The sequence below is a fragment of the Belnapia arida genome (genome assembly GCF_016773205.1).
Lineage (GTDB): Bacteria > Pseudomonadota > Alphaproteobacteria > Acetobacterales > Acetobacteraceae > Belnapia > Belnapia arida.
This window is the reverse complement of record NZ_JAETWB010000022.1, coordinates 32885-46187: the sequence shown is the minus strand read 5'-3', so window position 1 is coordinate 46187 and position 13303 is coordinate 32885. Positions and strand designations below refer to the sequence as shown.

The 13303-nt window shown below is 70.8% G+C and carries 10 protein-coding genes and 1 tRNA gene; 4 read left to right on the top strand and 7 right to left on the bottom strand.

Annotated features, from left to right (window positions below):
- The first annotated feature begins 96 nt into the window (after window positions 1-96).
- Window positions 97-1632, top strand: coding sequence for an IMP dehydrogenase (gene guaB, locus JMJ56_RS24485; protein WP_082012283.1), 1536 nt, complete (start codon window positions 97-99; stop codon window positions 1630-1632).
- Between the two features lie 12 nt (window positions 1633-1644).
- Here guaB and JMJ56_RS24480 read toward each other — a convergent pair whose 3' ends face one another.
- Window positions 1645-2430: an SDR family NAD(P)-dependent oxidoreductase gene (locus tag JMJ56_RS24480; protein WP_202834386.1), complete on the bottom strand. Its 786-nt coding sequence runs from the start codon at window positions 2428-2430 to the stop codon at window positions 1645-1647.
- 80 nt (window positions 2431-2510) lie between these two features.
- Between JMJ56_RS24480 and JMJ56_RS24475 the strand changes: the two genes are divergently transcribed.
- Genes JMJ56_RS24475 through guaA form a run of 3 tightly spaced genes read left to right on the top strand, consistent with a single transcriptional unit; the run spans window position 2511 to window position 6086 of the window.
- Window positions 2511-3839 (top strand): RsmB/NOP family class I SAM-dependent RNA methyltransferase, encoded by a 1329-nt coding sequence (locus tag JMJ56_RS24475; protein WP_202834385.1) that lies wholly within the window; start codon window positions 2511-2513, stop codon window positions 3837-3839.
- A gap of 49 nt (window positions 3840-3888) precedes the next feature.
- Complete coding sequence (locus JMJ56_RS24470; protein WP_202834384.1) at window positions 3889-4470, top strand: GNAT family N-acetyltransferase; 582 nt, start codon at window positions 3889-3891, stop codon at window positions 4468-4470.
- A 41-nt stretch (window positions 4471-4511) separates the two neighbouring features.
- The gene (gene guaA, locus JMJ56_RS24465; RefSeq protein ID WP_202834383.1) at window positions 4512-6086 is read left to right on the top strand and encodes a glutamine-hydrolyzing GMP synthase; all 1575 of its coding nucleotides are present in this window, start codon (window positions 4512-4514) and stop codon (window positions 6084-6086) included.
- 10 nt (window positions 6087-6096) lie between these two features.
- Here the strand turns inward: guaA and JMJ56_RS24460 are convergent.
- The 6 genes from JMJ56_RS24460 to JMJ56_RS24435 form a co-directional block, all read right to left on the bottom strand.
- Window positions 6097-6186: transfer RNA gene (locus tag JMJ56_RS24460), tRNA-Ser, on the bottom strand.
- A 48-nt stretch (window positions 6187-6234) separates the two neighbouring features.
- Complete coding sequence (locus JMJ56_RS24455) at window positions 6235-8439, bottom strand: hybrid sensor histidine kinase/response regulator (protein ID WP_202834382.1); 2205 nt, start codon at window positions 8437-8439, stop codon at window positions 6235-6237.
- A gap of 93 nt (window positions 8440-8532) precedes the next feature.
- Window positions 8533-11391: a DNA polymerase I gene (gene polA / locus JMJ56_RS24450; RefSeq protein ID WP_202834381.1), complete on the bottom strand. Its 2859-nt coding sequence runs from the start codon at window positions 11389-11391 to the stop codon at window positions 8533-8535.
- Window positions 11372-11593, bottom strand: coding sequence for a zinc-finger domain-containing protein (locus JMJ56_RS24445; protein WP_236038406.1), 222 nt, complete (start codon window positions 11591-11593; stop codon window positions 11372-11374). The genes polA and JMJ56_RS24445 overlap by 20 nt, the downstream gene beginning before the upstream one ends.
- A 78-nt stretch (window positions 11594-11671) precedes the next feature.
- Complete coding sequence (locus tag JMJ56_RS24440) at window positions 11672-12607, bottom strand: tyrosine recombinase XerC (RefSeq protein WP_202834379.1); 936 nt, start codon at window positions 12605-12607, stop codon at window positions 11672-11674.
- A gap of 4 nt (window positions 12608-12611) precedes the next feature.
- Window positions 12612-13298 carry a DUF484 family protein gene (locus JMJ56_RS24435; RefSeq protein ID WP_202834378.1) on the bottom strand — a complete coding sequence of 229 codons (687 nt, stop codon included), beginning with the start codon at window positions 13296-13298 and terminating at the stop codon, window positions 12612-12614.
- Between the last annotated feature and the right edge of the window lie 5 nt (window positions 13299-13303).

Below are 13303 nucleotides of genomic sequence, written 5' to 3'. Positions count from 1 at the left end.
CGGTGCTGGACGCGGCCGCTGCCCTGGGGGTAAAGGGGGCCGCCAAGGTAGCGGATCGCCCGCCCCCGCGACGAATCTCGCGCGAAAGGTCCCCCTATGGCCCCCGAGTCCCTTCCCGATGCCGGCCCCGCCCGCAGCCAGCCGCGCTCGCCGATCACCATCGCCGAGGCCTATGCCTTCGACGACGTGCTGCTGGTCCCAGCCTACTCGACCGTCCTGCCGCACCAGACCGATACCCGCACCCGACTGACGCGGGAGATCGCCCTCAACATCCCGCTCGTCGCCGCGGCGATGGACACCGTGACCGAGGCGCCGATGGCCATCGCCATGGCCCAGGCGGGGGGCATCGGCGTCATCCACAAAAACATGACCGCCGAGGAACAAGCCGCCCAGGTCCGGCGGGTGAAGAAATTCGAGAGCGGCATGGTGGTGAATCCGGTGACCATCCATCCCGACCAGACGCTCGCCGATGTCCGCGCGCTGCAGGAGCAGTACCGCATCAGCGGCATCCCGGTGGTGGAGCGCGGCAAGAGTGGCGAACCGGGGGGCCGCCTGGTCGGCATCATCACCAACCGCGACGTCCGCTTCGCAACCGACCCGGGCACCCGCGTCTATGAGCTGATGACGCGGGACAACTTGGTGATCGCCAACGGCGACATCTCGCCCGAGCAGGCGCGCGCCCTGCTGCACCGCCACCGCATCGAGAAGCTGCTGGTGGTGGACGAGGCCGGGCGCTGCGTCGGCCTCATCACCGTCAAGGACATGGACAAGGCCCAGGCCAACCCGAACGCGGTGAAGGACGCGCTCGGCCGGCTCCGCACCGCGGCCGCGACGGGCGTCGGCGAGGACGGCTTCCGCCGCGTCGAGGCGCTGATCGCCGCCGAAGTCGATGTGGTCGTCGTCGATACCGCCCATGGCCATTCCGGCGGTGTCCTGGCGGCGATCGAGCGCATCAAGCGCCTCTCCAACACCGTCCAGGTCGTCGCCGGCAACGTCGCCACGCCGGAGGGCGTCGAGGCGCTCATCCAGGCCGGCGCCGATGCGGTGAAGATCGGCATTGGTCCGGGCTCCATCTGCACGACGCGCGTCGTGGCCGGCGTCGGCGTGCCGCAGCTGACCGCGGTGATGGAATGTGCCGCGGCAGCGAAGGAGCGGGGCATTCCGGCCATCGCCGATGGCGGCATCCGCACCTCGGGCGACATCGCCAAGGCCGTCGCCGCCGGCGCCGATTGCGTGATGATGGGCAGTCTTTTCGCCGGCACCGACGAGGCACCGGGCGAGGTCTTCCTCTACCAGGGCCGTTCCTACAAATCCTACCGCGGCATGGGCTCGATCGGGGCGATGGCGCGCGGCTCGGCCGACCGCTACTTCCAGCAGGATGTGCAGGACAGCCTGAAGCTCGTCCCCGAGGGCGTCGAGGGGCGCGTCGGCTACAAGGGGCCGGTCGGCACGGTGATCCACCAGCTGGTCGGCGGCCTCAAGGCAGCCATGGGCTATACCGGCAATGCCACCGTCGCCGAGATGCAGTCCAATGCCCGCTTCCGCCGCATCACCGGCGCGGGGCTGCGCGAAAGCCACGTCCATGACGTGGCGATCACGCGCGAGGCGCCGAACTACCGCCTCGAGGGCTGAGCCCAGCGCCGCTCAGGGCTGCATGTGGCTGCCGCCGCTGACCGTCATGTTCTCGCCGCTGATATAGACGGCGCCGTTGGAGAGCAGGAAGCAGATCAGCGGCGCCACCTCCGCCGGCTGCGCCACGCGGCCGAGCGGGATGCGCGAGAGCGTCTGCTCGCGGAAGCGGTCGCTGCGGATCACCTCCGTCATCGGCGTCTCCACCGTGCCGAAGCCGACGGAGTTGCACCGCACCCCGTAGCGCGCCCATTCCCGCGCCGCCGTCATCGTCATGCCGAACAGCCCGGCCTTGGCGGCAGAGTAATTGACCTGCCCGATGCTGCCGCGCTTCCCGGCGGTGGAGGAGATGTTGACGATGGCGCCCGTGGTGCCGCTCGGCTCCGGCATTGCCTCCCGCGCGCGGCTGCACATGTGCCGGCCGACGGCCTGCAGCATGAGGTAGCATCCGGTCAGGTTCACGTCGATCACCGCCTGCCACTGCTGGAAGGTCATCTTCTCGATCATCGCCGGGCGGGTGATGCCGGCATTGTTGACTAGCCCATGCACCGCCCCGAACCGCGCCGCCGCCTGGGCGACGCAATCCTCGCCGAAGCCCTCCTCGGCGACATTGCCTTGCACGGCAAGCGTCCGGTCCGCCGGCAGCGCCGCCGCCGTCGCCGCCAGCGTCTCGGCATTCCGCTCCACCAGCACGGCATTGCCGCCGAGATCGAGCACCAGCTCGCTGATGGCCCGGCCGATGCCCTGGCCGGCGCCGGTGACGATGACCGTACGCCCGGTGAGCTCCATCGGGTTGCGCATGTGTGTTTCCTCCCATTCCCGTCCGGGCAGTCTGCGCGGCGTGGCGGCTGGAGGCCAGAGGGGCTAGGGTCCTCCGCCTCATGACCCCTGCCGCACGCCTTGCCGCCGCCATCGACCTGCTCGATGCGCTGGAGGCCCAGCCCCGCCGCCCGGCCGATGCCACGGCCAATGATTTTTTCCGCGCCCGCCGCTATATCGGCGGCGGCGACCGCCGCGCGATCAACGAGCTGGCCTGGAGCGTCGTCCGCCAGCGCCTGCGCCTCGACTGGTGGCTGACGCGCATCCGCTGCCGGCCGACCGCCCGCATGCTGGTCGCGGCGGAGCTATTGCTGGATGGGGGCCTCGACCTGACGCAGGTCCTAGCTTCCTTCCCCGGCGGGCAATACGCCGCCGAGCCGCTGTCCACGCTGGAGGAGCGGCTGCTCCGCCAGCTCGATGCCAGCCGCAGCGGCATCGAGGGCCTGGTCCATCCGGAGATGCCGGAGGCCATCCGCCTCGATCTGCCGGAATGGGTACTGCCCGGCTTCCGCGCCCGCTTCGGCGAGCGGCTGGCGGAGGAAGCGGCTGCGATGGAGGAGGAGGCGCCGCTCGACCTCCGCGCCAACCTGCTGAAGACGACGCGCGAGGAGGCCGCCGCGGCGCTCGCCGCCGAGGGTATCGAGACCCGGCCGACCCCGTTCTCTCCTTGGGGCCTCCGCCTGCCGCAGCGCCGCCCGGTCACTCAGACCCGTGCCTTCACTGAGGGGCTGGTGGAGGTGCAGGACGAGGGCAGCCAGCTCATCGCTCTGCTGACCGATGCCCGGCCGGGGATGCGCGTCGTTGACCTTTGCGCCGGCGCCGCCGGCAAGACCCTAGCGCTGGCCGGAGCGATGCGGAACCGTGGTCGCATCACCGCCTGCGACGTCTCGGCCCCGCGGCTCGAGGGGGCGGTGAAGCGCCTGCGCCGTGCCGGCGCCGACAATGTGGAGCGGCACCTGCTTGCACCCGGCGACCGCTGGGCCAAGCGCCGCGCCGGCCAGTTCGATCGCGTCCTGGTGGATGCTCCTTGTACCGGTACCGGCACATGGCGGCGCAACCCCGATGCACGCTTGCGTACAAACCAAAATGATCTCGCACAATTGTGTACGAAGCAGGCCGAAATTCTCGCAGGAGCCGCAGATCTCGTGCGGCCCGGCGGGCGTCTGGTCTACGCTACGTGTTCGCTGCTGCCTGATGAGGATGAGGCGCAGGTAGAAGCCTTCCTCGGCCGCCACCCCGATTTCGCCCCTTTTCCCCTGGCCGAAGCCTGGGCCGAGGCGGGCGGCACCGGAGTACCGCCGGCCGAAGGCCCCTATCTCGTAACCTCCCCCGCCCGGCACGGCACCGACGGCTTCTTCGCCGCGGTCCTGCAACGCCAGCCCGAGGGGTAGCCGACAGGGGGTCGGCTTCGGGCCTTTCCGGGGGAGGAAAGCGCGCCCCATGATCTGCATTCGCCGCGCCCGGCCTGCTGACGCCGCCGCCATCGGCGCCGTCCACGTGGCCACCTGGCGCACCACCTATGCGGGGGTGCTGCCGGAGGGCTATCTCGCCGGCCTCTCCACGTTCCGCCACGCCACCGGCTACGAGGCCGCGATCGGCGACCGCCGGCACGGCCATGCCGTCTTCGTCGCCGTTGCCAAGGGCGCTGATGCCCCGGCCGGGCAGGAGGAGACGGAGGGAGGCACCATCATCGGCTTCGTCTCCGGCGGCCGCTCGCGCCGGCCGCAGATCGGCGAGGGTGAGGTTGAGACGCTCTACCTGCTCGACGACTACCGCGACCGCGGCGTCGGCCGGCGGCTGATGCGCGCCATGGCGGCGCATCTGGCGGCCATCGGCTGCCGCTCCGCCATGCTCTGGGTGCTGAAGGACAACCCGACGCGCTGGTTCTACGGACGCCTCGGCGGGCGGCTGGTGGCCCGCGAGGCGATCCGCTTCGCCGGCCAGGGGCTGGAGCAGCTCGCCTTCACCTGGGACCCGATCGAGGCCCTGCTGCTGGCGACGGCCCCCGCGCCGGAAGTGTAACCTCCGCTTGCTCTTCCCGGCGCCTTGTGCTGTGAGGCGCCATGAACGAGCCCCTCGCCGCCGCGGCCCGGCACGACCGCATCCTCATCCTCGATTTCGGCAGCCAGGTGACGCAGCTCATCGCGCGCCGCCTGCGCGAGGCCGGGGTCTATTGCGAGATCTGGCCCTTCACCGCCGACGAGGCCCGCATCCGCGAGTTCAATCCGCGCGGCATCATCCTCTCCGGCGGCCCAGCCAGCGTGACCGAGGGCGAGAGCCCGCGCGCCCCGCAGGCGGTGTTCGAGATGGGCCTTCCCGTGATGGGCATCTGCTACGGCCAGCAGGCCATGGCGCACCAGCTTGGCGGCCAAGTCGAGAGCGGCCATCACCGCGAATTCGGCCGCGCCTTCATCGAGGTAACGGCGGAATGCGCCATCACCCAGGGGCTCTGGGCCAAGGGCTCGCGCGAGCAGGTCTGGATGAGCCATGGCGACCGCATCACCCGCCTACCGGAGGGCTTCCGCGTCGTCGCCGCCAGCGAAGGCGCGCCCTTCGCCCTCATCGCCAATGACCAGCGCCATTTCTATGGCACCATGTTCCATCCGGAGGTGGTCCACACCCCGCACGGCGCCGCCCTGCTGAAGAACTTCACCAACCTCGTCTGCGGCTGCCATGGCGACTGGACCATGGGCGCCTTCCGCACCGAGGCGATCGAGCGCATCCGCGCCCAGGTGGGGCAGGGGAGGGTGATCTGCGGCCTTTCCGGCGGCGTCGATTCCAGCGTCGCTGCGGTGCTGCTGCATGAGGCGATCGGCGACCAGCTCACCTGCATCTATGTCGACCACGGGCTGATGCGGGCCGGCGAGTCGGAGCAGGTGGTCAGCACTTTCCGTGACCGCTTCAACATCAAGCTGGTCCACCGCGACGCCTCCGACCTCTTCCTCGCCCAGCTCGCCGGCGTCACCGATCCGGAGGGGAAGCGGAAGATCATCGGCCGTCTTTTCATCGAGGTCTTCGAGGAGGAGCAACACAAGATCGGTGGCGCCGACTTCCTCGCGCAAGGGACGCTCTACCCGGACGTGATCGAGAGCGTCTCGGCGACCGGCGGCCCCTCCGTCACCATCAAGAGCCACCACAATGTCGGCGGCCTGCCGGCCTACATGCGCATGAAGCTGGTCGAGCCGCTGCGCGAGCTGTTCAAGGATGAGGTTAGGGCGCTCGGCCGCGAACTCGGCATGCCGGAGGCCATCATCGGCCGCCACCCCTTCCCGGGGCCGGGGCTGGCCATCCGCATCCCCGGTGAGGTGACGCGCGAGCGCGCCGACATCCTCCGCCAGGCGGACACCATCTTCCTTGAGGAGATCCGCCTCGCCGGCCTCTACGACGCTATCTGGCAGGCCTTCACCGTGCTGCTGCCGGTGAAAAGCGTCGGCGTGATGGGCGATGGCCGCACCTATGAGAGCGTCTGCGCGCTCCGCGCCGTTACCAGCACGGACGGCATGACAGCTGATGTCTACCCCTTCGACATGGGCTTCCTCACCCGCGTCGCCAGCCGCATCGTCAACGAAGTGCGGGGTATCAACCGGGTGACCTACGACATCACCTCGAAGCCACCGGGGACGATCGAGTGGGAGTAGGGAAGGGGGCTGGCGGAGAGGGTGGGATTCGAACCCACGGTACCCTTGCGAGTACTTCGGTTTTCGAGACCGACGCGATCGACCACTCCGCCACCTCTCCTGGTCGAGGGCAGCCCTATAATCGGCCCCGGCCCGGAGCGCAACGCCCTCAAGCGACCCGCTGCCGCTCCGTCACCAACTCGGCGATGCGGCGGACCAGGGCCGCCTGGTCATAGGGTTTCGCCAGCACCTCGAACCCATGCTCGGCCGGACCCTCCGCCAGGCCCGCATACCCCGTCGCCAGCAGCACCGGCAGCAGCGGGCGCAGGTGCCCTGCCTCCTGCGCCAGCTCGATCCCCGTCATGCCGCCAGGCATGACGATGTCGCTGAACAGCAGGTCGAAAGCCTCGCGGCCCTGGAGCAAGGCCAAGGCCTCCGGCGCATCCGGCACGGCGATCACGCGGAAGCCGGCATCACGCAGCGTCTCGGCCGTGACCTCGCGCACCCGCTCGTCATCCTCCACCACCAGCACTGTGGCGCGGGCGACGGTGCGGAGGCGCTCCGGCATCACGCTCGACGGGCCGGGCTCCTGCGCCGGCGCCTCGGCCGCGGCGGGCAGGAAGAGCGTCACCGTCGTGCCCTCGCCCGGGGCGCTGCCGATCGCCACGTGGCCACCCAGCTGGCGGATGAAGCCGAAGACCTGCGAGAGGCCGAGCCCCGTCCCCTTGCCGAGCGGCTTGGTGGTGAAGAAGGGCTCGAAGGCCCGCTCCTGTACCTCGGGCGGCATGCCCGTGCCGGTGTCGCGGAGGGCAATGGCGACATGCAGCCCCGGCTTCGCATCGGTGTTGCCGGCCAGCCGCTCCGCTCCCAGCCAGGCCGTCCGGGTCGAGAGCGTCATCGTGCCGCCGCGCGGCATTGCATCCCGCGCATTGATGGCGAGGTTCAGCAGCGCCGCCTCGAGCTGCGCGGCATCGGCCCGGCAGGGCGGCAGATCCGGGTCGGCTTCCACCACGAGCGTCGCCGATTCGCCGAGCGCGCGCTGGATGAGCGGGGCAAAGCCCCGCACCAGCTCGTTCGCATCTAGGCTCGCGGCATGCAGCCTTTGCTGCCGGGCGAAGGCCAACAGGCTGGCATTCAGCCGGGCGCCGCGCTGCACGGCGTCCCGTGCCAAGCCGAGATATTTCCGCGTCCGTTCATCGGCGCCGCCGAGATGCCGCTCCAGCAAGTGCACGGTGCCGAGGATGGCGGTCAGGAGGTTGTTGAAGTCGTGCGCCACGCCGCCTGTCAGCCGGCCAAGGGATTCCAGCCGCTGCGACTGGAGCAGCCCGGCTTCCGCCGCCTCGCGCCGGAGGATCTCGGCGCTCAGCTCGTCGCGGCTTTGGCTCAGTCGGTGCAGCACCGCCTGCTCGGAGCGCCAGCGACGAATCGCAAGCCAGGTGGTGAAGCCGAGCGCCAGCGCGACAGCCAGGCAGAAGGTCGCAGTCCAGGTTGTGTTGGTCAGCCACTGCGCCCGGATCTGGTCGAGCGAAAGGGTGACGGAGACGACCAGCGGATACTCCCCGACCTGGCGGAAGGCGGTCAGCCATTCCCGCCTTTCGCCGAACCGCTCGATCGCTGGGCCGGTATTGCTTGGATGGCGGACGGCCTCCGGCACGCTGCCGGGCTCCGGCGGGTCGAAGAGACCATTGCCGGCGGAGGGATGGCTGGCGAGCACCTGCCCGTCGGTCCGCAACAGCGCGAAGCTGGCCTGGCCCTCCGGGTCCATCGCATGCCATTGCGCCTGGAAATAGCCGGGCAGGACGGAGCCCAGAAGAACCCCGTCGAACTGCCCGTCCGCACCTTCCCGCCGCCGGGCGATGGCGAAGGTGACGATGCCGGTCAGCCGCGCCAGCATCGGCTCACCGAAGACGAGGCTTTGCTCCCCCTCACGGAGGCGGCGGAAATAGGCGCGGTCCGCGATTAAGAGGGGCGGCGTCGGCCAGGCGATGCTGAGCGCCGCCACCCGCCCGTCGGGCCGGGCGAGATGCAGCGAGCTGATCTGCGCCAGCCCGTCGTCCAGGCCGCGCAGCCAGCGATGAATATCCTGGCCGCGAGCCTCGACCTCGTCCCAGCTCAGGCCGCGGATGCGGTCCGCCATGTGGTCGAGGACGAGGGCGTTGGTCTCGACGACCTTCAGCGCATGCTCGCGGGCGATGGCCGAAAGCCGGGTCAGGTCGGCATGGGCCTCGGCATGAAGGCGGCGATGGTCGTGCCAAGCAGAGCCAAGAAGGAAGCCGAGCGGCACGGCCAGCGAGGCGAGAAGCAGCAGCCGTAGCGACATCGGCAGCCTCGTCCGCAGCCAGCCGGACCGGGCCGGGTCCGCAGCCCCCATCATCACGCCATCTCCAAGAATGTTGCGGCGGCGGGCAATGCCACGCCGCCGCCACCATATCACATCAAAGAGAGGTTGGTCGCGTAACCGATTGCGTCAATGCGCCTCGGCCCAGCTCCGGCCGGTGCCGACCTCGACGGCGAGGGGCACGCGGAGGGTGGCAACGCCCTCCATCACTTGGCGGACGAGAGCGGCGGTCGCCTCCACCTCCTCCTCCGGCACTTCGAGCACCAGCTCGTCATGCACCTGGAGCAGAAGCCGCGCCTTGAGGCCGGCTTCCGTCAGGGCCCGCGGCAGGCGGACCATGGCGCGCTTGATGATCTCCGCCGCCCCGCCCTGGAAAGGGGCGTTGATCGCCGCCCGCTCGGCGCCGGCCCGGCGCACCGGGTCCTTGGTGCCGATATCCTGAATCCAGAGCCGCCGCCCGAAGGAGGTGGAGACGTAGCCGCGCAGCCGGGCCTCCTCCTTCAGCCGCTCCATCGCGGCGCGGATGCCAGGATACTGGCCGAAATAGGCATCGATGATGCCCTTGGCCTCGCCCGCACCAATGCCGAGCCGCCCGGCCAGGCCGAAGGCCGACATGCCGTAGATGATGCCGAAATTGATGGTCTTGGCCCGCCTGCGCGCCTCGCGGTCCACCGCCTCCGGCGCGAGGCGGAAGATGTCGGCGGCCGTGCGCGAGTGGATGTCCTGCCCGGTCTCGAAGGCCTCGCGCAGCGCCGGCACGTCGGCCATGTGTGCCAGCAGCCGCAGCTCGATCTGCGAGTAGTCGGCCGACATCAGCACATGGCCGGGGTCGGCGACGAAGGCGCGGCGGATGCGCTGGCCCTCCTCGGTGCGGACCGGGATGTTCTGCAGGTTGGGCTCGGTCGAGGCCAGCCGCCCGGTGCTGGTATTCGCCATGGAGAAATCGGTGTGGACGCGCCCGGTGCGCTGGTCGAGCTGCGCCGTCAGCCCATCCACATAGGTCGATTTCAGCTTCGAGAGCTGCCGCCAGTCGAGCACCTTGCGGGCAAGGGGGATGCCCTGCGCGGCCAGCTCCTCCAGCACCGCGGCATCGGTGCCCCAGGCGCCGGACTTGCCCTTCCGGCCGCCCGACAGCCCCATCTCGTCGAACAGGATCTCGCCCAGCTGCTTCGGCGAGCCGACGGCGAAGGGACGGCCGGCGAGGCCGTGGATCTCCCCCTCCAGCACCGCCATGCGGGCGACGAAGTCCTCGCCGATGCGGGCCAGCTCGGCGCCGTCGACCTTGATTCCCTCCACCTCCATGTCGCGCAGCACGGCGACCATCCGCCGCTCCACCTGCTCGTAGAGGGCGAGCGCGCCATCCTCCCGCAGCCTTGGCCGCAGCACGTGCCAGAGGCGGAGCGTCACATCGGCATCCTCTGCGGCATAGGCGGTTGCCTTGTCGAGCGGGACGGCGGCGAAGCTGATGCGGGCGCGACCGGTGCCGGTCACCTGGTCGTAGGGGACGGGCGTGTGGTCGAGATGGAGGCGGGAGAGCTCGTCCATGCCATGTCCATGCTTCCCCGCCTCCATGGAGTAGGAGATCAACATGGTGTCGTCGATCGGGGCGACGGCGATGCCGCCATTCTCCGTCCGGCCCAGCACTTCGAGGTCGTACTTGGCGTGCTGCAGCACCTTCAGCACGCCGGGATCTTCCAGCAGCGGCTTCAGCGCCGCCATGGCCTCGGCGAAGGCGAGTTGCGGCGGGGCGGCCTTCTCGGGCTCGGTCACCAGCATGTCGCCCTGGCCGGCGCCGGGCGAGACATGCCGCAGCGGTATGTAGCAGGCCCGGCCCGGCGCCGTGGCGAGGCAGACGCCGACGAGATTGGCCTTCAACGCATCGAGGCTGTCCGTCTCGGTGTCGAGGCCGATGACGCCGGCAGTCCGCGCCTCAGCGATCCAGGCGGCGAGCGCCTCGGGCCTCGTCACCGTCTCGTAGGGACCGAATGGCGTGGCGCTCGGGTCTGCCGGGGCGGTGGGCGCGGCGGCGGTTTGGGCGGCGCTGATGGCGCTGTTGCGCGCCCGCGTCGCCGCATCGCCCGCTGCCTCGCCGAGGCCCATCCGCGCGATGACGCTGCGGAAGCCCTGATCGGCCAGGAATTTGGAGAGCGCCGCCGGCTCCGGCGGCCGCACCGCCAGCGCCTCGATCGGCACGGTGAGCGGCGCCTGGTCGTCAAGCGTCACCAGCCGCTTCGAGAGCCGCGCCTGCTCGGCATATTGCTCGAGATTCTGCCGCCGCATCGGCTGCTTGATCTGCGCGGTATTGGCCAGCACCGACTCCAGGTCGCCATAGGCGAGGATCAGCTCGGCCGCGGTCTTCGGCCCGATCTTCGGCACGCCAGGGACATTGTCCACCGGGTCGCCGATCAGCGCCTGGACCTCGATGACCTTCTCGGGCGGCACGCCGAATTTCTCGACCACCTCCGCCTCGCGGATCGGCTTCCGCTTGATCGGGTCGAGCATCTGCACGCCCGGCCGGACCAGTTGCATCAGGTCCTTGTCAGAGGAGACGATGGTCACCTCGCCGCCGGCCTCGCGGAAGGCGCGGGCATAAGCGGCGATCAGATCGTCGGCCTCGAAGCCCGGCGCCTCCACCTGGGCGACGCCGAAGGCTTCCGTCGCCTCGCGGATGAGGGCGAATTGCGGGACCAGCTCCTCCGGCGGCTCGGGCCGGTGGGCCTTGTAGTTCGGGAAGATCTCGTTGCGGAAGGTGCTGCGGCTGGCATCGAAGACCACTGCCAGATGGCTGCCGCGATGCTCGGCGAGGAAGCTGGAGAGCATCTGGGTGAAGCCGAAGACGGCATTCACCGGCGTGCCGTCCGGCCGCGTCATCGGCGGCAGGGCGTGATAGGCGCGGAAGATGTAGCCCGAGCCATCGACCAGGACGAGGTGCCGGGTTCCCGGCGCCGCGACCGGGACGGCGGCCTCTTCAGTGATGGTCGTCGCCACCCGCACCCGCCTTCAGTACATAGGTGATGGAGCAGTAGGGGCAGGTCACCTGGTTCTGGTTCGGGTTCATCGGCAGCCAGACCCGAGGATGGCCGAGGCCGGGGCCCGCCACCTCGCCGTCGCAGGGAACCTTGCGGCTGGTCACCTCGATCCGCTGCACCGGGGTGACTCCCTCGATGAGCTTCGGGGTGTATTGGGTCATTCTGCCGTCGCGCATCGGCGGTCCTCAATGGGAAGTCGGGTCGGGCGCACCATAGTCGCGGGCGGCCCCTGCGTCACGTCACCCCGCGCGGGGATGAGCCCGCCGCCAGGTCTCGAGCAGCGCCGCCGCATCCACCTTGGTGTAGCGCTGGGTGGTGGAAAGGCTGGCATGGCCGAGCAGTTCCTGGATTGCCCGCAGATCGGCCCCGCCGCCCAGCAGGTGGGTGGCGAAGGAGTGCCGCAGCGCATGCGGCGTCGCATGTTCCGGCAGGCCGGCGAGGCGGCGGTAATGCTGCAGGCAGCGCTCCGCGACCGTGGGGCTGAGCCGCGCCCCGCGCGCACCGCGGAAGAGCGGCGCCTCGGGCGGCGGGCTGCCCCGCTCGCGCAGATAGGCGGCGACCGCTTCCCGCACCGCCGGCAGGACCGGCACCAGCCGCTCCTTGCCGCCCTTGCCCAGGACGCGCAGCGCCGCCTGGCTGCCGGGCAGGGGGGCATCCCGCACATCGAGGGCCAGCGCCTCGCTGATCCGCAGCCCGCAGCCGTAAAGCAGGGTGAAGAGTGCCACGTCCCGCGCTGACTGCTCGGCCGGGCGCTCGGCATGGCCGGGCTGGTGGATGCTGCCGGTCCGGGCCGCCACCTCCTTCGCCTGCTCCGGCGTGAGTGCCCGCGGTACCGGCGGCCTGGCCCGTGGCCCGCGGATGGTGGCGATGGCGAGTGGTGCCAGGCCCCTCGTTTTCGCCAGGTGGCGGAGGAAGCCGCGGATGGCGGCGAGCTGCCGCGCCCGGGTCGCATTGCCCGCGCCCGCCTTGGCCCGGGCCGCCAGGAAGGCGCGGATATCGGCCGGCCGGAGCGCGGCGAGGGCCGCAAGATCGGGCTCCTCGCCCAGATGCCCGGTCAGGAAGGCGAGGAAGTCGCGGAGGTCGAGCCCATAGGCCTCGACCGTGTTCGCCGCCGCCCGGCGCTCCCGCGCCAGCCAGTCGAGATAGCCGGCGGCGAGGGCGCGGGCTTCCGCCAAACGCCTACCGCGCCAGCGCCGCCGCCACCGCGCGGCCGAGGAAGGCGAGGGTCGCCGTCGCCTGCCGGGTCGGCAGGGCCTGCGGGTCCCGCGCGCCGAGCGTCATCAGCGTCGGATGCCCGGTCCAGACCGGCACGCGCACCAGCGCATCCCGCATGACGAGGGAGGCGGCTTCCTGGTGCAGCAGCTCGATATCGGTCGGCGCAGGCCGCACCAGCGCGTCCTTCCCGGGGCCGAGCAGCGCCGCCACCATGCCGCGCGGCAGCTTCGGCACGCCGCGCCGGTCCGGCGTCTCGGCGAGCAGAGTGCAGCTCTCGACGCCGAGCAGCGCCGGCAGCTCCTCCGTCACCGTCTCCACCACGTCCTGCGCCCGCATCAGCGCCAGCACGGCGAGGCGGACGCGGATGGAGAGGCCATGGCCGGCCCGCCCGGCAGTGACGGCGGCATCCACCTCCGCCTCCAGCGAGCGGACGCGGCGGCGCTCGGCAGCCAGCATCGCCGCCATGTGGTCGGCCAGGCGCTCGCCATGGATGCGCTGCGGCGGCGTGAGGGCGCGGAACAGGTCCGGCCGCTCCGCCAGGAAGTCGGGGTTGGTCCGGAGGAAGGCGGCCACGGCCTCAGGCGCTGGGGGCGCCGCGGGCAGGGGGGCAGCTTCGGGTGCCGGAAGCAGCACCAGCTCGGCGCCTGTCAAGGATA